Here is a 25465-nt window from a genome sequence, read left to right as displayed (position 1 = left end):
CTTGCCCGCAATAACGTAACGCCAATGAGCCAGAACCCAATTTCCGCTGCCGATCGCACCCGTATCCTAGCCGAGGCACTTCCTTACATCCGCCGTTTTCGTGGCAAGACTATCGTTGTCAAATACGGCGGCAACGCCATGACCGACGATACGTTGAAGCAGAGCTTCGCGCGCGACATCGTGTTGATGAAGTTAGTCGGTATCAATCCGGTAATTGTGCACGGCGGCGGTCCGCAGATCGGCCAACTGCTGGAGCGTATCGGTAAGAAGAGCGAGTTCGTGCAAGGCATGCGGGTCACCGATCGCGAGACCATGGATGTGGTGGAGATGGTGTTGGGCGGGTTGGTCAATAAAGAAATCGTCAACCTCATCAATCAGCACGGCGGCAAAGCCGTCGGCCTCACCGGCAAAGATGGCGGCCTCATTCGCGCACGCAAGATGCTGCTGCAACGCACCGCTGGCGAGTCGGCGGCCGGCGATCTGATCGACATCGGACTGGTCGGCGAAGTCGCCGGTATCGATCCGACCTTGGTGGCATTGCTCGATTCGGCCGAGTTCATTCCGGTAATTGCGCCGATTGGTGTCGGCGAAGACGGTGCGACCTACAATATCAACGCCGACGTTGTCGCCGGTAAGCTGGCGATTACGCTCAAGGCGGAAAAATTTATTCTGCTGACGAACACCACCGGCGTGCTCGACAAAGAAGGGAAACTGTTGACCGGTGTGACCGCGAAGCAAGTCAAAGCGTACATCAATGACGGCACTATCCACGGCGGCATGTTGCCGAAGGTGAACTACGCACTCGACGCTGTCAGCAGCGGCGTACGCTCGGCGCACATCATCGACGGCCGGGTACCGCACGCGGTGTTGCTCGAGTTACTCACCGACAGCGGTGTCGGTACCTTGATTCGCCCATGACCAAGGCTCGCCCCGGCGAACGTCGCGAGATGATCCTGCAGACGCTCGCGCGGATGCTGGAAGAGCGCCGTGGCGAGCGCATTACTACCGCGGAGTTGGCCAAGGCCGTCGGTGTTTCCGAGGCGGCGTTGTATCGGCACTTCACGAGCAAAGAGCGCATGTTCCAAGCGTTGCTCGAATTCATCGAAGAGACGTTGTTCAGTCGTATCACGCGGATCTTGAGCGAAGAGACCGACGCCTGGCAGCGGTTGCACGCGGTGGTGTCGCTCGTACTCGGCTTTGCCGAGAAGAATCCGGGCATGGCGCGGATTCTCTACGGCGATATTTTGACCGGTGAGACCGAGCGTTTACGCAAGCGCGTTGCGCAGATTTACGAACGCTTGGAGACGCAGCTCAAGCAGATATTGCGCGAGGCGGAACTGCATCAGGGCCAGCGTTTCGCCGTCGCTGACACAGCGACGTTATTGTTATCGATCATCGAGGGGCGAATCGCCCGCTTCGTGCGCAGCGATTTTCGGTTGGCGCCGGCGGCCGATTGGGAACAGCAGTGGGAGTTGCTGCGGACGGGTTTGATTAGTCGTTAGTGCCCCGGAGTGATTAATCCAGTTTAAGAATTTGCCGGCGCTTATTCGAGCGTCTCCCTCTCCCCTTGCGGGAGAGGGACTAAGGGCGAGGGGTGGGAATGGGACCCCTCTCTCCTGTCCTCTCTCCCGCAAGGGGAGAGAGGAACCCCTCGGTTGTTAGTCGCGACACACCGGACAGCGCGGATCTTTACGCAACTTCACCGTGCGCCACTCCATCGTCAGCGCATCCAGCATTAACATTCGATCGGCCAGCGGTTCGCCGATGCCCATCAATACTTTCATCGTCTCGGTCGCCTGCACGCAACCGACCAATCCCGCGACCGGCGCGAGCACGCCGAACTGCACGCACGTTTCGCCGACTTCGCCGGTGTCATCGTACAGGCAGCGATAACACGAGCGATTCGGTTGATCGTTGCGGAACACGGCGACTTGTCCTTCGAAGCGCGTGACCGCGGCCGAGATCAAGGGTTTCTTGGCACGCACGCAAGCGGCGTTCACGGCGAAACGGGTCGGGAAGTTATCGCTGCCATCGATTACGGCGTCGGCTAAACGCACTTGTTCGAGTAACTCTTCCGCGTCGAGCTGGCGCTCGATGCCGGTAATTTGCACGTCCGGGTTCAGCGCGTTGAGGCGCGCGGTTGCCGACGCCACTTTCGTTTGGCCGACGGTCTCGGTGACGTGCACGATTTGACGCTGCAAGTTGGTGAGGTCGACTTTGTCGAAGTCGACCAGAACTAAATGACCGACACCGCTGGCAGCGAGATACATCGATACCGGCGAGCCGAGGCCGCCGACGCCGATGATCAAGACGCGCGCGTCGAGCAGCTTTTGCTGGCCGTCGATGCCGATCTGCGGAAGCAAGATGTGGCGGCTGTAACGCAGGAGTTGCGCATCGTTCATGCGCCGATTGTACCGCGGAAGCGGTCTACGGTTGCTTGAGGCGAAGCGCAACCCGGCGGTCGTGAAAACCGTCGGGCTGCGGTAGGACTAGAAGCGGTAGGACATTCCGAAGGCGATGACGGGGTAAATCTTGAAGTCGTCGAGGTCGTCTTCGGCCTCCTGCTCTTCGGTGCGCAATGCCGCTTGGTAGGTGGAATCGTCGGCAAGCGTACCGTCGCTGCTGAGCGTTACGTCAGCCGATCCTTGGAATAGTGCGCCGAGCTCGAAGTTGAAACTGAATCGATTGCCTTTGCCGACGGCATTGCCCCAACCAATGCCGAGATAAGGGGCGGTCTTCTTAAATTCGACCTTACCCGACAGCGTGCCGATTTCCGACGCTGTAAAAGTAGAGCCACCAATGGTTTGGTCGCTCGTCGGTGTCGCCGTGAGCGTCACCTCGTTTTGATTGTTGAAGATGCCGATGCTGATGCGAAATGTGCCGGAGAAAGGATGCCAGTCCAACATCAGACCGGCCGTTTGCAGATCCAGCTCGCCGTCATAGCGGATGCCGCTCGCATCTTCATCACCATCGTGGCTGTATTTGTTGAAGCCGCCGCGCAAATTGAATTGCTCCGACAGGCTGTAAATTCCTTCGAGACCGAAACCGAGAGTTCCGGCTTTGACGCCGAGGCCGAACTCACCGGCGGCATTAGCGGTCCCCGTAAGCAGCAGACCGGCTAGGACGATTGGATAGACGACATGCTTCACGGATGACTCCTGTGGGTTTGCCCTCTTTGTAGATAGCAGGCGGCGCACGAAAGTCTAGCGATTACGGGGCACGGGCCTCGGTGATGCGTTCGTGCCCGGCAAAATCACGCTGTGACGTAATGTCGACGTAGCCAAATTCGGCTAGCAACGTCTGAACGGCGACGGCTTGATCGAAGCCGTGTTCGAGCAACAACCATCCGCCGGCGACCAACTGCGCGCGCGCCTGCTGGGCGATGCGACGAATATCTGTCAGGCCATCATTACCGGCGACCAGCGCTTCGCGCGGCTCGAAACGCACGTCGCCTTGCGATAGATGCGGATCGTTCGCCGGAATGTACGGTGGGTTCGAGACGATCAGTCGAAAGCGTTGACCGGCGAGGGGCGCGAGCCAATCGCCGATGACGAATTCGACGTTGGCGATGTCGAGACGTTGCGCGTTGGCTTGTGCTACCGCCAATGCCGCCGCCGAGCGATCGGTGGCAATGACATCGAGTTGCGGGCGTTCGTGCGCAATCGCTAGAGCGATTGCGCCGCTACCGGTGCCAAGGTCGACGATCGTTTCGACGATCGTCTCGGAAAGATGCGCGAGCGCGCGCTCGACCAGCAGCTCGGTCTCGGGGCGCGGTATCAATGTCGCCGGGGTGACAGTTAAGGCTAATGACCAGAACTCGCGCTGACCGACGAGATAGGCGATGGGTTCGCCGCGCCGGCGCCGCTCGACGAGGGCGGCGAGCGCGGCGCGTTCTTTCGGCGCGAGCGGACGGTTTGGATGCGCGATCAGAACGCTGCGGGTTGCGCCGCTCACAAATTGCAGTAGCACCTCGGCATCGAGTCGCGGCGTTGGGCTGATGGGCGTTAGCGCATGAGCGATATCGTCCAAGGCCGCGGTCAGTGTTTTTGAAGCGATCACTTCGCTCATAAATCCGTGGGCAGAAATGTGCTGCCCACCCTAGGTTTATTCGGCCAATGCCGCGAGCTGATCGGCCTGCTCGGCGGCGGTGAGCGCTTGCACGACTTCGTCGATTTTTCCTTCCATGACGTGATCGAGCTTGTAGAGCGTGAGGTTGATGCGGTGGTCGGTCATGCGGCCCTGCGGAAAGTTATAGGTACGGATGCGTTCGGAACGATCGCCGCTGCCGACCAAACTCTTGCGTGCCGCCGCTTCTTGCTCGCGGTGCTTGCGCCGTTCCGCCTCCAGTAGGCGCGCCGACAAGATCGACATCGCCCGCGAACGGTTTTTGTGTTGCGAGCGTTCGTCTTGGCACTCGACGACGACACCGGTCGGTAAGTGCGTGATGCGGATAGCGGAGTCGGTTTTGTTGACGTGCTGACCGCCGGCACCGGAGGCGCGGAAGGTATCGACCTTCAAGTCGGCCGGGTTGATGGCGATGGCGTCGACCTCGTCGGCTTCGGGCAAGATCGCTACGGTGCAGGTCGACGTATGAATGCGCCCCTGCGCCTCGGTTTCCGGCACGCGCTGCACACGGTGCACGCCGGACTCGAATTTTAAGCGCGAGTACACGTTCTTGCCGACGACGCGGGTGATGATTTCTTTGTAGCCGCCATGTTCGCCGGCGCTGGAGCTGACCACTTCGGTGGTCCAGCCCAATGCCTGCGCGTAATAGTTGTACATGCGGAAGAGATCGCCGGCGAAGATCGCCGCTTCGTCGCCGCCGGCACCGGCACGAATTTCGAGAAACACATTGCGCTCGTCGTTCGGATCTTTCGGCAACAGCAGCGCTTGCAGCTCGCGTTCCAGTGCGTCGATGCGCTTCGATGCGTCCGCCACTTCCTCGGCGGCCATTGCTCGCAGCTCGCCATCGGATTCGGTCAGCATCGTTTGGGCGGCGTCGCGTTGTTCTTGCGCGTTTCGATAATCGCGGAACAGCGCGACCAGCGCGTCGAGCTCGGCGTATTCCTGCGAGAGCTTGCGGAAGCGGTCGTTGTTGCCGATCACTTTGGGATCGGATAGGAGGACCATGACCTCGTCGAAACGTTGGGCCAAGCCCTCCAGGCGTGCCTGGATGGTGGGATTCACAAGAGTTACTCGTCGTTCAGGTCAAAGAGAAGGCGCGCGGCTTCGAGCATGGCTTCATTGCCGTCGTGATCGGCGCGTTTCAGGGCGTCGGTCGGCGCGTGCGTAAATTTGTTGGTCAAGGCGCGCGCGAGTTGTTCCAGCACTTTATTCGGGTCTTCGCCGCGGGCGAGGCGTTGCTTGGCGCGTCTAAGCTCGGTGTCGCGGATGGCAGCGGCGCTATCGCGCAGCGCGCGGATCGTCGGCACGGCGTTGAGCGAATTCACCCACGTCATGAAATCGACGACCTTGGTGTCGATGATCTTTTCCGCTTCGAGCGCTGCTTCCGAGCGCGACTGCATGTTTTCTTGTACCTGGTCTTTCAAGTCGTCGACCGTATAAAGATAAACGTCGGCGAGCTCGGCGGTTTCCGGCTCGATGTCGCGCGGCACCGCCAGATCGACCAGGAACATCGGTCGATGCTTGCGCATCTTCAACGCGCTTTCGACCGCACCTTTGCCGAGGATCGGCAGTTGGCTCGCGGTCGAGGAGATGACGATATCGGCGTCGGCCAGTCGCGCCGGCATTTCTATCAGCGAAATCGCCTCGGCGCCCATGCTGTCGGCGATCAGGCGTGCGCGCTCGACGGTGCGGTTAGCGACGATCATGTGACCGATCGCATGTTCCTTCAGATGACGCGCGCACAGCTCGATGGTATCGCCGGCGCCGATCAGCAATACCGTTTGCTCCGCCAAATTTTTAAAGATGCGTTTGGCGAGTTGTACTGTGGCCGATGCCACCGACACCGGGCTGGCGCCGATGGCGGTATCGGTGCGCACTTGCTTGGCGACCGCGAACGTTTGCTGGAACAAACGATTCAAAATTTTGCCGGTGGCGCCGGCCTTGTGGGCGGCGGCGAACGCGTCTTTCATCTGTCCCAAGATCTGCGGTTCGCCGAGCACCATCGAGTCGAGACCGGCAGCGACGCGAAACGCATGCTTTACCGCCGCTTGGTCCGGATAGGTATAAAGGTAAGGACGCAGATCGGTGTGCGGCAGCTGATGGTAGCGGCACAACCACTCGATGATAGGGTCGTCGTTGGTGCTGTCGGCGCCGCAATAGACCTCGGTGCGATTGCAGGTCGACAAGATCGTCGCTTCGCCGACGATGCCGCGGTCCATGACATCGTGCAGCGCTTCGGCCAATTGCTCAGGCGTAAACGCGGCACGTTCGCGGATGGCGATCGGTGCCGTGTTGTGATTGATCCCGAGGGTGAACAGGTGCATGGGGGCGATATTACCGTGCGCGGGGCGCGGGCGCGATTTTACCCGATCTAGAGAGGTCGGGTCAGGCGCTGGATGTCGTTTGGCCGCCGAACCAGGCGCGGATCGTATGGATGCCGATGACGGCGGCAAATAGCAATATAACCACGGCAGCGGCGAACCAGCCCCACGCGTTGGTCTGTGCCCATGCCAGTAGCTGCGCGATCGTGCTCCAGGCGGCTAACGCCGCGACCATCAGCGCAAGCGCCGTGAGTAAGGTATAAGACCGCTCGGCGGCACGTAAGCCTAGGGCTATGAGCGCGAAACCGAACGCCGCCAACCATAGGCTAGCCAGCGCCAGCAGCGGCCAAGCGCTGAGGCCGCCGAGCCCGTGGCCGTCGGCGAGCGCGAGTAGGCCGGCCAGGCCGATGATCCACCATAGGCGCGTAGGCGAGTTGTTGCGTGTCGGTATGGGGTTGGATGTCGCTGGAATGAGCTCAGCGAAAATGACTCTCAGCGCACGCACCGCCGCTTCCAGCGCTGCCAGCGCCAAGCTGGCGAGCACCGTGGCGATAAAGCAGCGGGCGAGCGTGGCATCGATGCCGAGGGTTGCGACAAGGCGCGCGTACTGTTCGACGTAGAACGCCAGTGCGCGCGGAAAGTCGGCGGGGCTCGACAGGCTGGCAGCGTGCTTGGCCCATTCGCCGCTATCGGCGAAGGCGACCGCGACCACGATCAGCGCACTCAGTGCTATCAAGCCCTCGATCAATGCGGCACCGTAACCGACATAGTGCGCATCGGTTTCACGGCGCAATTGTCGACCGGTAACGCCGTAAATGATTAACAGCTGCACGCCGGCGAGCGCACCCGAGCTGAGTAGAATGAATAGCCACGGCAAGGTGCTCGGTTGGGTATCCGCGTGTTGGAATTGCGGTGCTGTCAGCGTCGGATGTTGCCATCCCAAGGCAACGTAAAAAATCAGCAGCGCGATGACCAACAACGACGCGCTGAAGAACCCGCGCGGCCGCATGAGTTTCCAGATCGGCAGGCGGGCCGCATGAAACGCGTACACCATCAGCAGCACCACCCACACGAGCACGGCGTCAATCGATAGCAGCGTGGTCTGGCCGAGAGTGACGTTGAGTGTGCCGGCGAAGGTAAACGGTAACCGACTGAGCGCGCCGATCAGCAGCAGCGCCAGCACGATCGCGATCAATGTCGTCGGCAACAGCGCCGACTCGCGACGTCCGTGCAGATAGTGGCCGACACCGAGGGCGAGAAGAACGATCGCCCAAAACGGTAACGCCGCCGTCGGAAATGTCGCCAGTACGCTCGCCACTAGGCCCGCGCATGCCGCTACTAATATGAAGAGAATTACCAGTGCGAGCAGCAACAACGGTAGACGCACGTGGTCGCTAATCAGCTCAGCGGCGGTTCGGCCGATGCCATGCGGCCGGCGCACGGCCAGCCAGAAACCGCCGAGAGCGTAGGTCCCGGCGGCGACCGTGCTACCGATCGTCAACCACAAAAACGCCGGCACCCAACCCCATGAGGCGGCAACCAGCGGGCCGACGAACGCCGTGACACCGGTGACGGCGGCGATGTGATGGCCGAGTAATAGGTGCGAATGTACCGGGACGAAGTCGTACGCATCGGCCAGCGCTTGCGCGGGTGTACTATAATTTTCCTCGAGGCGGAAGATTTCCAATGTCAGTAACTTCGCGTAGAACCGATATCCGAACGCGAACGTCACTGCTACCGCCAGTAGGAGAAATAGGGCATTCATCGGGGATCCGCCTTTCGAGTACCCAAGATTAAGTATTGTTTGATTAGCGAATTTAAGCAGAAACTTCGGCAGGATGCTGACTAAGCGCCATCGCCACTCTGTAAGTTGAACCGGTGTCCGGGTTGATGTAAACCTCCCGACGCGCCTCTCACGAATCAATCGTTATGTTGTCGGAGCTTTTCTTATGAAGTTGCGATCCTCTTATTTAGTGTCGGCACCGGCATTGATGTTTTTTAGCGCCTGCAGCTTGCCGTTGCTCGCGGCGCAACCCCAACCGGCGGTTGCACCGCCGGCGCTGACGGAACCGGCCACCGGTTCCGAGCTGGATGCGGAAACGCTCTACGATATTTTGGTCGGTGAGCTCGCCGCGCAGCGCGGTGATGCGACGATTGCCGCCGAGGCGTTGGGCCGAGCGGCGCGCCGCACGCGTGATCCGCGCTTCGCCGAGCGGGCTACCTTGGCGGCGTTAGTGGCCAAACAGAACGACCAGGCGTTGCAATCGGCACAGCTGTGGATGGAGTTGCAACCGGCGAGCACTGACGCGCGTGAAGCGCTGGCGACCGTGTTGCTCGAGCTCGATAAGATTACGGAAGCGCGCGAGCAATTTCTGCGCGTGCTCAACGCCGACTCGAGCCGCGCTAATCTCGACGCGGTCTATCTGCGTTTTGTCGGTGTGCTCGGTCGCGCTAGTAATCGCATCGCCGCGCTTTCGTTGATGCGCGAGTTGGTCAAGGTGAACCCCGACGTAGCCGCCGGCCACTTCGCGCTGGCGCACTTGGCGGTACGCGCCGGCGATCTCGAAGCGGCAGAACAGGCGGTCGATCAGGCGTTGACCCGCAAGCCCGGCTGGGAGGATGCAGCGTTGTTCAAGGCGCGCATTCTGGTGTCGCGCAACCAGGGAGCGCAGGCGCAGCGTTACTTCGAAGATTTCTTAAAGAGTCATCCGAAGGCGACCAATATTCGGTTGCACTATGCCCGGCATTTGGTGACCCAGAAGCAATGGGAACAAGCGCTCACGCAATTCAAGCGCGTGTCGGCAGAAACGCCTGGTGATGCCGAAATCGTTTATTACATCGGCTTGCTGGCACTACAAACCAACCGGCTGGAAGAGGCCGAGTCCTATTTGAAGCGGGCGGTAGAGTTGCAGCCGGAAAACGACCACGCGCGCTTTTCGCTCGGCCAGCTGACCGAGCGGGGTAAGCGTTATGCCGAAGCGACGCGCTGGTATCGCGACGTCAACGCCGGCGAGTACTACTTCGAGGCGCAGATCAAGCTCGGCCTAGTGATGGCGAAGCAGGGCGATGTGGCGAAGGCGCGGGCGCATTTGCATGAGATTCCAGTCGAAAGCGATCAACAACGGGTACAGATCGCACTAGCGGAGGAGCAGCTGTTGCGCGACGCGCGTCAATATCGCGAAGCGCTCGACATGCTGAACGATGCGTTGACTCGCTTGCCCGGCGATGTCGATCTGTTGTACGCGCGTGCCTTGGTTGCCGAACGGCTCGACATGCTGAAGATTCTCGAAGCCGATTTGCGCGCGATCTTGAAACGCGACCCGAAAAACGTGAACGCACTGAATGCCCTCGGTTACACCTTGGCCGATCGCACCGATCGTTATGCCGAGGCACAGACGTTGTTGAACCAAGCACTCGAGCTCAAACCGGACGATCCGTATGTGTTGGATAGCATCGGCTGGTTGTTTTATCGCCAGGGCGGTAATGCCGAGGCGATCAAATATCTGAAGCGTGCGCTAGCGCAGCGCAGCGACGCCGAAATCGCGGCGCATCTCGGTGAGGTGTTGTGGGTCACCGGCGATCGGACCGAGGCGGAATCGGTCTGGAAGCAGGCGCTGCACGAAACGCCCGACAACGAGGCGCTGCGCGACGTTATTAAAAAGTTCAAACCGTAAGTCGCACCGGTCGAGATTGCCATGCGTTTTCTTGTGGTCGTTGTGTTGGCGTTCGTCGTTACCGGTTGCGTTACCACGCCCGAAACGCCGGTGGCCGATGTAGAAGGCGCGTGGCAGATACGGCAACGGGCGTTGGCGGAAATCGATCATTGGAATTTGCACGCACGCATCGCCGTGCGCACGCCGAAAGAAGGAGGGCAAGCATCGCTGCAATGGTTGCGGCAGCAACAAAACCATCGACTCGATCTGGCCGGTCCCTTCGGCAGCGGCCGTGTGCGGTTAACGCAGGGGCCGCACGGCGCCGAGTTATTCGACGGCCGTCGTGTGTATCGCGATTCCTCCATGCAACAACTGCTCGTCCGTGCCACCGGCTGGCAGTTGCCGCTCGACGGACTCAACTATTGGGTATTGGGCCTGCCGGCGCCGAATGCGCCGGCGCAAACGACGCTCGACACGCACGGCCGATTGAAGGAGTTGCAGCAGTTCGGCTGGGCCGTCAGTTTCTTGGAATACGCGCCGCAGGGTGCCTACGAATTGCCCAGTCGGATTTTTATTAAACAGCAAGAACCGGAGCTTGAAGTCCGCCTGGCGATTGGCGAATGGTCGTTGAGCGATGCCGTGCCGGTGTCGCCGTAGTCGCTTCCCCGCTATTCATGAGTCACGCGTAAGCGGCATACTGCGTCGCTGACTGATCGATGGAATAAGATCCCCGTGCCCGTCATTTGGCCCGCGCCGGCGAAGTTAAACCTGTCCCTGCATATCGTTGGCCGTCGACCCGATGGTTATCATTTATTGCAGACCGTTTTCCAGTTCCTCGACTATGGCGACGAGCTATCGTTCCGCGTGACCGACGATGGGTCGATAACGCGTGCGCGGGAATTGACCGGCGTGCCGGCGGAAATAGACCTGACACTACGGGCAGCGCGGCTGTTGCAGCAGGCCACCGGTTGCCCCGCCGGTGCAGAAATAACCCTGACTAAGCGTATTCCGACGGGCGGTGGTCTCGGTGGCGGCAGCTCGGATGCGGCGACCACGTTGTTGGCGCTGAACACGCTGTGGCGGATCCAGTGGCCGACGGCGAAATTGGCGGCGCTCGGGCTTACGCTTGGCGCTGATGTACCGGTATTTATCGAGGGTCAGGCGGCTTTGGCCAAGGGTGTCGGCGAGGTTTTGACCCCGGTCAACCTGCCCGAGCCGTGGTACGTAGTCGTGGCGCCGACCGTGCAGGTATCGACCGCCGATGTTTTTCGTGAATTTGCTCGCGAACGCCAATTGACACCCCATACCTCGGCCCGGACAATACGCGACCTTCGCGCGGGCTGCGGTCCTAACGACCTCGAACCTTTAGTGCGAAGACGTTATCCCGAAGTCGAGCGCGCTTTTCAGGCATTATCCCGGTACGGGCAGCCGCGCATGACAGGTTCCGGCGGGTGCGTGTTTATCGAAGTGGTGGACGACCGGCAGGGTAAGCGCGTGCTGACGGAGCTGTCTTCCGGGTTCACGGGATTCGTGGCGCGCGGGATGAACCGGCACCCGTTGTATCAGCCATCGATGTCGTAACGCGTTTCCAGTGTGAAAATCATTGGGGTGTCGCCAAGCGGTAAGGCACCGGATTTTGATTCCGGCATTCCCAGGTTCGAATCCTGGCACCCCAACCATTCTCAATATGTCCGCGTGCGGACATATTGAGAATGGTAGTTTGGACCAGGATGAGAACCCGGAGGGTTCGACAAATTCGCCGGGAGCGAATTTGAACAGCGTCGCGGAGCGACGTTGGCCCGAAGGGCGAAGTACAGGTACGTACGGAGTAATCCTGGCACCCCAACCAATTTCAGCAGCTAATACCAACTAGCGATCTTCGCAAGATAAGGGGAGCGTATGTCGCTCGATAACATGATCGTCTTCTCTGGCAACGCTAATCCCGCGCTCGCGGAATTAGTCGTACGCCATTTGGGCTTGCCGCTCGGGAAGGCAACCGTCGGCCGATTCTCCGACGGCGAGGTCATGGTAGAAATTATGGAACACGTCCGTGGTAAGGACGTGTTCGTGGTGCAGCCGACGTGCAATCCAAGCAACGATAACTTGATGGAGTTATTGGTGCTGATCGATGCGATCAAGCGCTCATCGGCGCGACGCATCACGGCGGTGATTCCTTATTATGGTTACGCACGTCAGGATCGTCGGCCGCGCACGGCGCGCGTGGCGATCACGGCCAAGCTGGTCGCCGACATGATCACGACCGCCGGCGCCGATCGCGTGTTAACGATGGATCTGCACGCCGATCAGATTCAGGGTTTCTTTAATATACCGACCGACAATATTTACGCGTCGCCGGTATTGATCGGCGACTTATGGCGGCACGAGCACGAGGACCTGCTGGTGGTGTCGCCCGATGTCGGCGGTGTCGTGCGTGCGCGAGCGATGGCGAAGCATTTGGAAGCCGATCTCGCCATTATCGACAAACACCGGCCGCGGCCGAACGAAGCGAAGGTCATGCACATCATCGGTGAGGTCGAGAACCGCACCTGCGTACTGATGGATGACTTGGTCGATACCGCCGGCACATTGTGCGAAGCGGCGTCGGCATTGAAGGCGCGCGGTGCGAAAAAAGTTTTAGCGTATTGCACGCACGCCGTGCTGTCGGGCAAAGCCATCGAGCGCCTGTCGCATTCGCAGCTCGACGAATTAGTCGTGACGGATACCATTCCGCTGGGGCCCGAGGCCAAAGCGTGTAATCGCATCCGTCAGTTGAGCGTTGCCGAGCTGCTGGCCGAGTCCATGCGCCGTATCGCTCAAGAGGATTCGATTAGTACTTTATTCATGGACTAGTTAGTCCATACCTACTCTCCCTCTCCCCTTGCGGGAGAGGGATGGGGAGAGGGGGCGTGAAGTTCGGCACCCCTCAAACGTCGTCCAGCCCTGGTCGCGGGGCGGACGGGATTTGCCATTAACTTGAGGATTTACCAATGAGTCAGAAATTCGAAGTGATTGCTGAGCCGCGCGTGGCCAAGGGGACGGGTGCGAGCCGCCGCCTCCGCCACGAGGGCAAAGTTCCGGGTATCGTTTATGGCGCGGGTAAAGAGCCGGTGGCGGTTGTATTCGACCACAACGCCATGTTCCGCCAGCTCGGCCAGGAGGCGTTTCATACCTCCATCCTGACGCTACAGCTCAACGGCGCCAAAGACCAAGCCATCTTGCGCGACTACCAGGTGCATCCGGTTAAGCCGCTAGTCATGCACGTCGATTTGCAGCGCATCAGCGCCACCGAAAAGATTCACATGCGCGTGCCGTTGCACTTCCTTGGCCAAGACGCGGCCCCGGGCGTAAAACAAGAAGGCGGTCTCGTCAGCCATCTGATGACCGAAGTCGACATCACCTGCTTACCGGCGGACCTGCCGGAGTACCTCGAAGTCGACATGTCGAACGTGCACTTGAACCAATCGGTGCATTTGTCCGACCTTAAACTGCCTAGCGGTGTCGCCATCAGTCAGTTGGTTCATGGTAACGACCTGGCAGTGGCAACCATCACCGCCGTGCGGGTCGAGGAAGAAGCGCCAGCGGCAGCTGCCGAAGCAGCACCGGCAGCGGGCGAAGTCGCGGCCGCAGCACCGGCAGCGGGCGCCGATGCCAAGAAGGCCGAGGCGAAGAAGCCCGAAGCCAAGAAATAGGGTAAGTAAGGAGAGGCTTGATGACCGCGTCACGGTCACGAACGTTGCCCTTGAACCGACATCGCTTTTGTTTTAGCTCCCCCTCTCCCCTTGCCCTCCCCCGCAAGGGGGGAGGGGGAGTTGGTTCGCTGGCGCGATTCGTGGAGGTGGGGTGCAACCCGGCATCTCTTTGATCGTGGGCCTGGGAAATCCAGGCCCGGAATACGCGGAAACCCGGCACAACGCCGGGTTCCGTTTGCTGGATGCTGCATTTGCCTCCGGCGGGTCGCTGCGTTACGAGTCTCGATTCACCGGCGACGCCGGACGTGCCGAGGTTGGGGGTCGCGAAGTCTGGCTGCTTAAGCCGATGACCTTCATGAATCTCAGCGGCGATGCCGTTGCTAAGTTTGCTCACTATTACAAAATTCCCGTCGATCAGATTTTGGTCGTGCACGACGAGCTCGACCTGCTCCCCGGTGTCGTGCGCCTCAAAATCGGCGGTGGCAACGGTGGCCACAACGGTTTGAGCGATATCACCGCCAAGCTCGGCCCTGACTATGCGCGGTTGCGCATCGGCATCGGCCATCCAGGATCGGCGGCAAAGGTTGCGTCGTACGTATTGAAGAAGGCGCCGGCGAGCGAGCAGGAGTTGATCGATACCGCGATCGAGCGGGCCCGGCAGCATTTGTCCGACATCGTTCAAGGCCAGCAGCAGAAAGTGATGAACTTGTTGCACACACAGAAGTAAGACCCGTTAACATTTCTCGCCATTTGGGCGAGAGCGATAAGGCGAAATTCCTATGGGTTTTAAATGCGGCATTGTCGGTTTGCCGAACGTCGGCAAGTCCACGCTTTTCAATGCGCTTACGCGCGCCGGTATTCCGGCCGAGAACTATCCGTTCTGCACCATCGATCCGCACGTCGGTATCGTTGAGGTGCCGGACGAGCGTTTGACGCAACTCGCCGAGATCGTGCAGCCGCAGAAAACGTTGCCGACGGCGATCGAATTCGTCGACATCGCCGGCCTGGTTGCCGGTGCATCGCAGGGCGAAGGGCTCGGTAATAAATTTCTGGCGCACATCCGCGAAGTCGACGCCATCGCCCATGTCGTGCGTTGTTTCGAAGATCCGAACGTGGTCCACGTCGCTGGCGGCGTTAACCCGCTCGCCGATATCGAAACCATCAATACCGAGTTGTCGCTCGCCGATCTCGATACTGTCGACAAGGCGTACCAGCGCACGACCAGCAAGGCCAAGAGCGGCGCGAAAGACGACGTGAAATTGTTGGCGTTGCTCGGTCGCGTGCGCGAGCACATGAACAGCGGCGCGCCGTTGCGCGCGTTGGCGCTGACGCTGGAGGAGCAGCAGCTAATGAAACCGCTGTGCCTGCTCACCGATAAGCCGACGATGTACATCGCCAACGTCGCCGAGAACGGCTTCAAAAATAATCCGTACCTCGATCAAGTGACGGCGCTGGCGCAAAAGGAAGGCGCGGTCGTAGTGCCGGTGTCGGCGGCAATCGAGGCCGAGTTGTCGGATCTGGAAGGCGATGACAAGAAGGCATTCCTTACCGACCTCGGGCTCGACCAGCCCGGCCTCAATCGCGTGATTCGTGCCGGTTATCGCTTGCTCGGGTTAATCACGTATTTCACCGCCGGTGTTAAAGAGGTGCGTGCCTGGACTGTGCACGACGGCGCCACCGCGCCACAGGCGGCCGGCGTTATCCATACCGATTTCGAACGCGGCTTTATTCGTGCCGAGGTCATCGCCTATGACGATTTCGTGCGGCTGCGTGGCGAGGCGGCGGCGCGCGACGCCGGCAAGCTACGGCTCGAAGGCAAAGAATATCGCGTGCACGATGGCGATGTGATGCACTTTCGGTTTAACGTATAGCTGGTTGTAACAGTCAAAACTAAAAGAGGGAGGACTCATGAGTATTCAGAAAAAAACAGCAGTGGTTCGCCTATTCGCCGTCACGGCGGTATCGGCGTTAGTGTTGTTGTCGGCGTGTGCTAAGCCCGAGCTGCAAGAACCGTTATTGCCGACCGCACCTACCGCCACGTTGCGTGCGCACTACACCATCAACATCAAAGCGTTACCGACGATACGGGGTGACCAAGTTGTGTTCGCGCGCGAGGATCGGCGCGCCTTGGGTCGCGGTAACAGCTATCCGAAAGATGCCCTGCCGGCGCTGTACGACGAGAGCACCAAAACCGTGGACATTGCCCGCCTCGACAAAAATCTTCAGTGGCACCTCGATCCGAAGCGCAAGCGCTACGAGGAGTGTCCGCTCAAGGGTTGCGGCACGAACTTGTTCAATATGACGGGCGTGCCGCCAGAAGGCGAGGAGTCGGATGGTGCCGAAGCACCGCCGCCGAGTTGCGTGCTGTCGACGGTGGAGAACAGTTTCAAGGTCAAGGAGACCGGTCAGTGGCGCAACGTCAACGGATTTTATTCGCAAGAATATGTCGCGACCTGGCGCATGGTTACCCAGGACAAGCAGAAGCGTAAGGACGTGATGGAACTGACGCTGACGTACTGGAACACGGCCGAGACGCCGGCGATCCGCGACGTCTGGCGCGTCAACGAGGTGTTCTCGCGTGCGTACTATAAAAACGTCGCCGACGGCTCACTGTTCGCGCAGTTGCTTCCGCTCGGCCAGTATCTCGATATCGGCGCCATGGTCGGCCAGTTCGGGCCGCAGCTGAATGGGTTGTCGAAGCAGTCAGACTTCCAGCGTGAAATCAGCAAGCTCAAGGGCTACCCGGTATCGATCCGCACGGTATTGACCAGCGACAGCAAGAGCTGCCCCGAAGAGCGCAAAAGCGCCGAAGCGCCCAAAGAAGAGTCGAAGGGCATTAGTTTTTCCGGTGGTTTAAGCGGACTGAAGGCCAGCGCCGAAAGCTTTATTAAGGGCACCGCCGACAAGATCGCCAAAGACAAGGCGCAGAAGTCGATGGAAGCGAAAAACGCCGGCAAGCCGATCATCGACTACCTGTACGAAATTTACGCCGTCGGTATCGAGCAGGTACCCGACAATGCTTTCCAGCCGGGCCCGCAGTACCAGATCGTTACCCGTCGTTAGTGAGTTCCCGAGGGGCGAGCGCGTTGCTTGCGCGCGCCCCTCGTTTGGTCGAAAATCCGCCCCCTCGCGGTACCCAACATGGCTATGTAGCTCAGCTGGTTAGAGCGCGGCACTCATAATGCTGAGGTCGGTGGTTCGAGTCCACCCATAGCCACCATTTTTTCCCCAATGCGTCAGCTGGTTACAACCCCTCTAACTGCACGTACTTTTTTTGACGATGTGCTTGCGGGACTTTTACGGGGATTTATCCGGAAAAATGCTCCGCTTGGCTCTCAGGGCGCATGCGTTGAAAGTTTACTTCTCTATTAATCTCAATAGATTCCGCTTGTCGATTTTGAGATAGCTTTACTCAAGTTATCGACGTGCGGGGCTGTAGTGCTCCGCTCGATGGTCGAAGTAGCGCCTAACCCGTAGCCTTCGTTACGTTGTTGGTTTGCCTAGTCATCTGTGTTTGTATTGCAAGCTCAACTTGTTGAGCGCGTATTCGGATCGACCATGGAAGGGGAAGCGAATGGTTGTCAAAGACAGACGTTACTTTAGGTCTTCAATCGTTGAACTTGAGCAGTTGTTCGAATCATCGAAGGAAGACCGGACGCTGTTAAACGATCTGTGCGATGAGCTGAAACATCGCAATACAAATCGGGCAAATGTGCTAGCAAGAAAGATTGAGGAGAGGCTTTCAGCAGCCAGTCAAACGTCAGCGCTCGATCTACCGTTCGCTTCGAAGGATAACATCGCATTTCCTGAGCAAAGGTCAGCCATATCTGACGAAGGCGTGTTGGTCGAAACGTTCCTAGCGACAACGTTAGAAAAGAGATCGCCTAGTTCGAGCTCATTCGTTATGAATGGAACCGATAGTGCGGATTCCTCTTGCGTATCTGACGTTGTTCCTCTTAGGCAAGAGAGGATCGAGGCGGGCGAAGTTGTAGCAATTTTTGACGACGACGGCCCCCAATTTGCGCCAGAAGTGGAAATCTTGCCTGGACCAGACTCAGTTCTGGCGGCATGGCTCACGCTTGAGGTTTTAGCGCTCCAGCCGATCCCCGATGCACGAGAAACAGAGTCGATAGGACGGCAGCTCGTAAAACTAAAAGAGTGTCCCGAACCCTGGCGCGAACCGCGTTTTGGTAAACGTGGTAAGGAGCGTGCTGTTTATTGGATGGTCTATCTCGGGGAGCTTGATCTCGCAAAGGCGGCAGAAGCGTTCCTAAAACTCTATCCGGATGCGGCAGTCGACGAGCGTGCAGATATCAGCGGCAACACCACCCTCGCCGTGATCGTTGTGGATAGCTACGGCCGACCGGTCGAAAGCAAGACGTTCCTATCGAGCTTCGCCTGGGGATACGGCCAAGTGCGCGCAGGGCATTTGAAAGGATTGGCCGGCTTTGTAGATGCTGAACGAGTAATCAAAGCGAAGCTCGAACGAGGACTCGTAAGACAGAGCGACGACGGCAAGATACTTCCACTTACGGGTGCTCACATCGACCAGGCGATCACGTGGCTGGTAAAAGTATTAAATCTATCTGAAGCAGAAATAATGCGGCCAGGGGTCGCAATACGCGTTCCACAATGGGGCGGATACCAAGAGGCACCAGAGCCGGAGCTTCTTAATAGTTTTTTTATAGAAGATTTGGTCAAGGCTCGCGCTGCGTTCAGAGGCGGTCAAGTTGGTCAGGCATTGTCGGCATACATGGGAGCCACGGCTTCCCGCGAACGGCAAGACGTAATACGGGACAGAGGTATTGTCGCCAAGACGCTTGCACCTAGAAGAATGCCTTTGGCGCGTTGGCCAGGACCCGGCCGTCATCCTCTCGTCCTAATGCAACAAGCGGCTATTAACCACGCGATAACAGAACTTGCCAATGGCGGGATCGTTTCGGTTAATGGCCCGCCTGGAACTGGAAAGACCACCCTGCTGCGCGACATCGTGGCAAAGGTGGTGCTCGACAGAGCTGTTGTGATGTCGAAATTCGATAATCCGCTGCAAGCGTTCTCTCATGTAACTAAAATGAGAACCGGACAGGCATACACCCATTTGTATCAACTAGATCAGCGGTTGATAGGTCACGAGATCGTCGTCGCATCTTCGAACAATAAGGCAGTCGAAAACATCAGCCGCGAAATTCCTTCGACGGCCGCTATCGCGAATGACTTAAATCCTCCCGCGCAATATTTTCGTTCGATTGCCGACGTTGTTGCCGCTGGCAAGGGCGCGATTACGGAAGGCGCGACTTGGGGGTTGGCAGCCGCGGTATTAGGAAACTCAGCCAATCGATCGGCGTTCGCGCAGGCGTTCTGGTGGCACAAGAGGCGTGGAATGGCGCTGTACCTTAAGGCCGTAATGGGCGGTGATATTCCGGAAGACGAAGATGATGAAGAAGAGGGCGACGAACAAAATATTCTCGATGTCGTAGCGATTGAGAGACCGCCTCGCAGTGAAATTGAGGCGCTGGAAAATTGGAGGATCGCACGCCGAAGCTTTTTGGCTAAGTATAAAAACGTTGAGGCCCTACAAAAGCAAGCACAATCGGCACATGAGGCTATGTGTCAGCGTCCTGCCGCTGCTCAGCGATTAGATGATTCAACGCGCGCGCTCACCGATGCCAAGCGGAATTTAGTTTCGGCTCAGCAGAATGAAGAGAACTGCAAGCATTTGCATGAAAGAGCATCCGAAGCAGCGCGAATAGCGCAGATGAACCTAGACTCAGCTGACCGCCTACGTCCAGGTTTCTTTGCTCGTCTATTTGGCACCCGTTCGTATCGGGAATGGCAAGGTCGAATGACGACAGCGCTTGAAGCTCTTAACCAGGCGGGAGTCCAATTAAAAACGTCATTCGAAGGTACCCAAAAAGCTGCTGGTGAGACTCAATCGGCGAACAAGAAGGCTGACGGCCTTGAATTGGAAAAAAATAAAGCTGAAAGTGCTTTGGCGCAGATTGTCTCAACAATAGATGAATTCCGTAAAAAAGCCGACTTCAATTTCGCAGATGAAGCATTTTGGGCGCAAGAAGATCACAGCCTGCAACTTCAGTCGCCATGGGTTTTCGACGAATTACAGCAAGCGCGCGACTCACTTTTTCTTGAAACATTCTCTTTGCATCGAGCGTTCATTGATGCGGCAGCAAAACCATTACGGAATAATCTTCGGGCAGCGTTGGATGTAATGAAAGGTCGGGTTCTAAAGGAGAACCAGGAACCTACACGGAAATCCCTCTGGGCCAGCTTGTTTCTCGTTGTACCGGTCATCTCAACTACCTTCGCTTCGGTAGCGAGGCTTTTTGGCCCGTTAGACAAAGAACAACTTGGCTGGCTTCTCATCGACGAGGCCGGGCAAGCGGTGCCGCAGGCGGCTATCGGCGCTTTGTGGCGTGCAAAACGAGCCGTCGTAATTGGAGATCCGCTTCAAATTCAACCTGTGGTAACTGTGCCACCGAAGCTCATTCGTTCGATATTTGCCGAGTTTGGTGTTGAGGCTGAGGAGTGGGCGGCACCTGATATGTCTGCACAGACACTAGCCGACCGAGTTAGTTGGTTTGGTACAAATATACTGAACGATGATGGCGAGATATGGGTTGGTTCGCCACTACGTGTTCATCGACGCTGTGAAAATCCTATGTTCAAGATTTCCAATCACATCGCCTATGACGGAAAGATGGTATACGGAACGCCTGTTGACTCGTCTCAGATTGGGGAAATACTCGGCGAGAGTTCATGGATCAATGTAAACGGCGGATCAGATGGAAAGTGGTCCGAGGCAGAAGGCCAGCAGGTACTTAAATTACTAGGAAAGTTGCTCGACCGAGGCATTAAGGAACCCGATATTTTTGTTATCACACCGTTCAGAATCGTTGCAAAGAAAATAAGAGAGATGATTCGATCGAATCGTTCAATATCGGAGCGATTGCCGACAACCGCGTGGGAATGGACAAATAAGCGCGTGGGAACCGTTCACACCTTCCAAGGAAAGGAAGCAGAAGCAGTCGTGCTGGTTCTCGGTGCCTCGCATGAAGCGTCGGCCGGCGCAAGAAATTGGGCAGGTCATCCTCCAAACTTGTTGAACGTCGCGGTGACGCGGGCAAAACGAAGACTCTACGTGGTAGGAAATAAAGAAGCGTGGCGGAACGCGGGAACATTTTCACATTTGGCTCAGATTCTGCCCGTACAACGGCCGTCGGCCAATGGAGATCGGGCGCGCGAGTAGCACGATTTAACTGATGTGCTCGTGACTTGCGGCAGCCCGATTGGTGCCGCGTTGCGGGATTTTTGCGGGACTGGTTGTGCTTCGTTATGCCAAGTACTGCAAACGGTGCAATGGGCGTTCGGTCGTGGTTTAACGAAAACAATCAGTTACACATTATCACACTACCTCATAATGCTGAGGTCGGTGGTTCGAGTCCACCCATAGCCACCATTTCCCTTTCGATGTCAGGTAGTTGTGTGGTCGGCTGGAACAGCGCCATTTGTGCGACATGCTTCGGCAGTTCCTGCTCGTCGACAAAGACACCGGGCGCTACCTGCTAAATGACACGGTTCTGTGCATCCGTTTCGCCATCAGCGGTGAGTTGAATTGTGTTCTCCACTGATCGAGCAATTCCTGCTCAATATAAAAATCTGCAACGCGCTCATATTGAGCATCGTTTCCGTGAGTTCGCTGTGTCCGGAAAGTCGACGACACGCTTGTTACGCAACGTAATACGTCGTACCTCAACAACGATGCCGTCACTGTTTGTACCGTCGAGTCATTCAGCCACGTGAACGGTATTGATCTATCGGCCATCTCGACGGTGATATGTCAAGCAACCGATCACGGAGATTGCGGCGGGCGTCATGGCGCGCTTTCTTGTTCGAGACGATACTGCTCGCCGCCCGAACTGTCGTGCCCTGCTGTTCATAGTTATCGATATGGCAGTTCAATCCAGGCGACACCGCTTTCAGCGCTTCGATCAGTGCCGACGGGGCGTGGTCAATGTGCTCACGAGTCGCGCGACCACATCGGCTTACTGTGGATGTGGTAATACATCCGCCAATTGGCGCACAGTCGCACCTCACGCACGGCTTTCAGGCCCGGCAGAAAGCTCGCGAAGCATAAAGACGTACGGTGCATATATTCCAGCCCACGCACGGTCTTGCAGAAAATTTCATCGAAGCGATCTCCTGAGCGACTGACGTCTCTACCCTCGTAAGCTCGCTCGTTCGACACGGCAGTATTGAGGTCGGCCGTTGATGATCTTGTGCCACTCTACCTGGTTGATGAGCACGGTCACGCCGCCTCTCGCGCGCCACTACGCCATTGCCTCACGCAGCGCCGGAACCTGCATACAGCGCAGAACCCGTCACACGCTCCGCATGCCCGCACGTTTCCCCAAGTGAAGACGGCGCATTCAGCGCCACCACATCAACCAAGCAGGAGAAGCAGTCATGGCACAAAACGCCACCAACGGCAAGAAACCCGACCTCACCGCGTACAGCGTGCGCAAGACGGAAGCCGGCAAGTTCTGGACACGCATCGGAGTTGCGTGGAAGCACACCAACACCGAAGGCATCAACGCCGAGGTTCCAGTGTTTCCGCTCAACGGTAAGATCGTCTTCCTGCCGCCGAAGGAAAAGCCGGCAGGCAAGGAAGAACCTACCGCGGAATAGTCCCGCAGCTCGCGCCGGCGGCACCTGCTGCCGGCGCTTTTTCTCCTGATCCTCGCATATCAAACGCAGGCAACCGGTAGCGGAAATGCCTGCCCTTAGCCGTCCAGCCGCTTATTTAAGGTGACGGATGCCGGCTCGATTGTTAGGATTCCGGGCTGAAGTTTGGGGCTTTTGGAGGGAGATTGAATACCTACAAGCAGGGCACCCAGGGTATCGGGAATCGTTTGCGCAATGGACGCCGCTTGGTGAATAGTGGCGCTCCATCCTGATTTCCCCGAGTCCCCGTACGCCGAGCTGCTGCCCGATCAGCGCTGGTTCCCAGCTGCTGAAGAGCTGCGCAGTACCGCCTACGAAAAGTTACTTCCCCCGTTAGTAGCCAAGATTCGCAGCGAAGTTACCGCGTGGCGGGAGGCAGGCTACGCAGGCGCCTCGGATACGTCCCGCGGACTTCTGAAATGGTGGTTCGAGACCGAGCACCTGGTTGAACAGGCCGATAGCTCGTTGTCGTCGTTCCGCTATTACTTTGCGCAACGCGAAGCAGTGGAAACCGTCATCTGGCTCCACGACGTGCGCAAAGTGCGAGATAAATTTGATCTATTCCGCTTCGACGCGTCCGGGGCGGTTTCAGCTGGAATGTTCGACGAGGAATGGCCGCGCTATGTCTTAAAGATGGCAACCGGAGCTGGAAAGACAAAAGTTCTGTCGCTGCTGATTGCGTGGAGCTACTTCCACAAGTTGTACGAAACAGACTCCACGCTGGCGAGAAATTTCTTATTAATCGCGCCAAACATCATCGTTCTCGACCGCCTGCGCCATGATTTCGACGGGCTGCGCATTTTCTTTAACGATCCTATCCTCCCAGATAACGGTCATGTTGGCCGCAATTGGCGCGATGATTTCCAGATCACGCTGCACATTCAGGATGATGTCCGAGTAGTTAAAGAAACAGGCAATCTTTTTCTTACCAACATTCACCGCGTCTTTCTCGGCGATGTCCACGAGCCGTCGCTCGAAGACGACGATCTGCGCGACTACTTCCTTTCGCCCTTTGGTCCAAAACCAGTCGGCAAGACAACCGACAGCAAAACAGATTTGGGCGAGATCGTCCGCGAGATAGAAGAGCTTGCTGTTTTCAATGACGAGGCGCATCACATCCACGATAGCCGCCTAGCTTGGTTCAAGAGCATTCAGGACATCCATCATCGCATGCTGCAAAAGGATGCCCGCCTGGCGCTGCAAGTGGACGTGACGGCAACGCCTCGGCACAACAACGGCGCCATCTTCGTGCAAACAGTTTCGGACTATCCGCTGGTCGAGGCCATCCACCAAAACGTCGTCAAACACCCGGTGTTGCCCGATGCCGCCAGCCGTGCCCGGCTGCATGAACACAAGAGTGCCATCTTTACCGAGCACTACGCCGACTACTTACAGCTTGGTGTTGAAGAATGGCGCAAGAGTTGCGCCGAGCACGAAGTACTGGGCAAGAAAGCCGTGCTATTCGTAATGGTCGACGACACGCGTAACTGCGACGAAGTCGGCGCGTATCTGCAACGAATCTGTCCTGAGCTGCAAGGTGCGGTACTTGTTATTCACACTAAGAACAATGGTGAAATCTCCGAGGCGGCTTCGGGTAAGAACAAGGAAGATTTGGAAATCCTGCGTAAGCAGGCCAATGAGATAGATAGTTGGCAGAGCCAATTTAAGGCCATCGTGTCCGTTTTGATGCTGAAGGAAGGGTGGGACGTTCGTAACGTTACCACCATTGTCGGCTTACGCGCCTACGCGGCAACGAGCGACATCCTGCCCGAGCAAACGCTAGGTCGCGGTCTGCGTCGCATGTATTTCGGGTCAGATATACAGGAAACGGTTTCGGTGATGGGTACGCCGCCGTTCATGGAGTTCGTTGAGTCCATTCAAAGCGAAGGCGTCACCTTCGAGCGCGTGCCGATGGGCACGGGTTTGGGCCGTAAGGATTCGCTGGTTGTCGAAGTGGACGCGCAGAATACCGACAAGAATCTCGACGCGCTGGACATCAAGCTTCCCCGGCTTTCTCGTCGCTTCAACCGCGAGTTCAAAAATCCGGATGCGCTCGATCCGGCCAGTTTCGGTAATCCCAAACTTCCGCTGAAACCCTTTACGCCGGAAGAGACTCGCGAGATCGTTTTCAAAACCATGCTCGACGGCGAAGTGCATCACACCATTCGACTGGACGCAGTGGGTGCCGCCGACTATCGTTCGGTTGTCGGCTTCTTCGCTCGGCAGATTCTGAAGGAATTACGTCTCGTCGGCGGTTACGATCTGCTTTACCCCAAGGTAAAAGCCTTCGTGGTCGGTCACCTGTTCGACGCATCGCCAGCGAACCTTGAAGACCCCGTGGTGCTGCGCAATCTTTCCGAACCCGAGGCCGGCAAGATATTGTTCGACTCATTCAAAACCGCCATCAATGTACTCACCATCCAAGAATCCGGCTCGTCGCGAATCGAAGACTACATTCGGTTACGGAACACGCGGCCGTTTCGCACCGAAAACCGTCCGTACCTGACGCCGAAGCGATCGTTATTCAGCAAGATCGTCGGCGAACCGCATGCAGGTGGTTTCGAGTTGGACTTTGCTCGTTTTCTTGACGACGCACCGGACATCGCGGCCTTTGCCAAAAATTATCTCGCCGTCGGTTTCAAGATCGATTACGTCAAGGCAGATGGCGATCTTTCCACGTATACGCCCGACTTCATCGTGAAGACTACCGACAACACGGTCTGGATCATCGAGACCAAAGGCCGGGAAGAACTCGACTTGCCGCAAAAGATGGCGCGGTTGCACCAGTGGTGCACGGACGCAACCGGTGCGAGCCGCATCGAGAATGGGCCCGCTTACCGCTTCGTGTACGTGGATCAAGCTGGATTCGAAAAGTACACCCCGAAAGACTTCGCTGGTCTGGCCGCTTCCTTTACCGAGTACCGGAGAGATTGAGGCG

The 25465-nt window shown here is 57.8% G+C and carries 19 protein-coding genes and 2 tRNA genes; 15 read left to right on the top strand and 6 right to left on the bottom strand.

Annotated features, from left to right (window positions below; translation table 11 throughout):
• Positions 1–24 precede the first annotated feature (24 nt).
• Both argB and slmA read left to right on the top strand, forming a co-directional pair.
• The gene (gene argB, locus HY308_15620) at positions 25–918 is read left to right on the top strand and encodes an acetylglutamate kinase (protein MBI3899704.1); all 894 of its coding nucleotides are present in this window, start codon (positions 25–27) and stop codon (positions 916–918) included.
• Entirely contained in the window at positions 915–1502 is a 588-nt protein-coding gene (gene slmA / locus HY308_15615; protein ID MBI3899703.1) for a nucleoid occlusion factor SlmA, read from the top strand. The genes argB and slmA overlap by 4 nt, the downstream gene beginning before the upstream one ends.
• A gap of 156 nt (positions 1503–1658) precedes the next feature.
• Here the strand turns inward: slmA and moeB are convergent, their stop codons facing one another.
• The 6 genes from moeB to HY308_15585 form a co-directional block, all read right to left on the bottom strand.
• Positions 1659–2402, bottom strand: coding sequence for a molybdopterin-synthase adenylyltransferase MoeB (moeB, locus tag HY308_15610; protein MBI3899702.1), 744 nt, complete (start codon positions 2400–2402; stop codon positions 1659–1661).
• Between the two features lie 87 nt (positions 2403–2489).
• The gene (locus tag HY308_15605; GenBank protein ID MBI3899701.1) at positions 2490–3128 is read right to left on the bottom strand and encodes a hypothetical protein; all 639 of its coding nucleotides are present in this window, start codon (positions 3126–3128) and stop codon (positions 2490–2492) included.
• An 82-nt stretch (positions 3129–3210) separates the two neighbouring features.
• Positions 3211–4068 (bottom strand): peptide chain release factor N(5)-glutamine methyltransferase, encoded by an 858-nt coding sequence (prmC, locus tag HY308_15600; GenBank protein MBI3899700.1) that lies wholly within the window; start codon positions 4066–4068, stop codon positions 3211–3213.
• Positions 4069–4104: 36 nt separating this feature from the next.
• Positions 4105–5187 carry a peptide chain release factor 1 gene (gene prfA / locus HY308_15595; protein ID MBI3899699.1) on the bottom strand — a complete coding sequence of 361 codons (1083 nt, stop codon included), beginning with the start codon at positions 5185–5187 and terminating at the stop codon, positions 4105–4107.
• Between the two features lie 5 nt (positions 5188–5192).
• The gene (locus HY308_15590) at positions 5193–6449 is read right to left on the bottom strand and encodes a glutamyl-tRNA reductase (GenBank protein ID MBI3899698.1); all 1257 of its coding nucleotides are present in this window, start codon (positions 6447–6449) and stop codon (positions 5193–5195) included.
• A 61-nt stretch (positions 6450–6510) separates the two neighbouring features.
• Complete coding sequence (locus HY308_15585; protein MBI3899697.1) at positions 6511–8211, bottom strand: hypothetical protein; 1701 nt, start codon at positions 8209–8211, stop codon at positions 6511–6513.
• Between the two features lie 184 nt (positions 8212–8395).
• Between HY308_15585 and HY308_15580 the strand changes: the two genes are divergently transcribed.
• The 13 genes from HY308_15580 to HY308_15520 all read left to right on the top strand — a co-directional run bounded on the left by HY308_15580 (position 8396) and on the right by HY308_15520 (position 25461).
• Positions 8396–10120: a tetratricopeptide repeat protein gene (locus HY308_15580; GenBank protein MBI3899696.1), complete on the top strand. Its 1725-nt coding sequence runs from the start codon at positions 8396–8398 to the stop codon at positions 10118–10120.
• 21 nt (positions 10121–10141) lie between these two features.
• Complete coding sequence (gene lolB, locus HY308_15575; protein MBI3899695.1) at positions 10142–10756, top strand: outer membrane lipoprotein LolB; 615 nt, start codon at positions 10142–10144, stop codon at positions 10754–10756.
• 75 nt (positions 10757–10831) lie between these two features.
• Positions 10832–11680, top strand: coding sequence for a 4-(cytidine 5'-diphospho)-2-C-methyl-D-erythritol kinase (gene ispE / locus HY308_15570; protein MBI3899694.1), 849 nt, complete (start codon positions 10832–10834; stop codon positions 11678–11680).
• Between the two features lie 23 nt (positions 11681–11703).
• A tRNA-Gln gene (locus HY308_15565) sits at positions 11704–11778 on the top strand.
• A gap of 220 nt (positions 11779–11998) precedes the next feature.
• On the top strand, positions 11999–12949 hold the full coding sequence (locus tag HY308_15560) for a ribose-phosphate diphosphokinase (protein MBI3899693.1): 951 nt from the start codon (positions 11999–12001) through the stop codon (positions 12947–12949).
• Positions 12950–13086: 137 nt separating this feature from the next.
• The gene (locus HY308_15555) at positions 13087–13788 is read left to right on the top strand and encodes a 50S ribosomal protein L25/general stress protein Ctc (GenBank protein MBI3899692.1); all 702 of its coding nucleotides are present in this window, start codon (positions 13087–13089) and stop codon (positions 13786–13788) included.
• A gap of 172 nt (positions 13789–13960) precedes the next feature.
• Complete coding sequence (gene pth, locus HY308_15550) at positions 13961–14515, top strand: aminoacyl-tRNA hydrolase (protein ID MBI3899691.1); 555 nt, start codon at positions 13961–13963, stop codon at positions 14513–14515.
• Between the two features lie 52 nt (positions 14516–14567).
• Positions 14568–15659, top strand: a complete 1092-nt coding sequence (ychF, locus tag HY308_15545; GenBank protein ID MBI3899690.1) for a redox-regulated ATPase YchF — start codon at positions 14568–14570, stop codon at positions 15657–15659.
• 37 nt (positions 15660–15696) lie between these two features.
• Positions 15697–16851, top strand: coding sequence for a hypothetical protein (locus HY308_15540; GenBank protein ID MBI3899689.1), 1155 nt, complete (start codon positions 15697–15699; stop codon positions 16849–16851).
• A gap of 80 nt (positions 16852–16931) precedes the next feature.
• A tRNA-Met gene (locus HY308_15535) sits at positions 16932–17008 on the top strand.
• Positions 17009–17362: 354 nt separating this feature from the next.
• Positions 17363–21052, top strand: coding sequence for a helicase (locus tag HY308_15530; protein MBI3899688.1), 3690 nt, complete (start codon positions 17363–17365; stop codon positions 21050–21052).
• Positions 21053–22269: 1217 nt separating this feature from the next.
• Positions 22270–22491 carry a hypothetical protein gene (locus tag HY308_15525; GenBank protein MBI3899687.1) on the top strand — a complete coding sequence of 74 codons (222 nt, stop codon included), beginning with the start codon at positions 22270–22272 and terminating at the stop codon, positions 22489–22491.
• A 252-nt stretch (positions 22492–22743) separates the two neighbouring features.
• Positions 22744–25461, top strand: coding sequence for a DEAD/DEAH box helicase family protein (locus HY308_15520; protein ID MBI3899686.1), 2718 nt, complete (start codon positions 22744–22746; stop codon positions 25459–25461).
• The last annotated feature ends 4 nt before the right edge of the window (positions 25462–25465 follow it).

The sequence above is a fragment of the Gammaproteobacteria bacterium genome (genome assembly GCA_016199745.1).
Taxonomy (GTDB): domain Bacteria; phylum Pseudomonadota; class Gammaproteobacteria; order Acidiferrobacterales; family Sulfurifustaceae; genus JACQFZ01.
The sequence above is the reverse complement of the archived record's forward strand: the minus strand, read 5'-3'. Positions and strand labels throughout refer to the sequence as shown.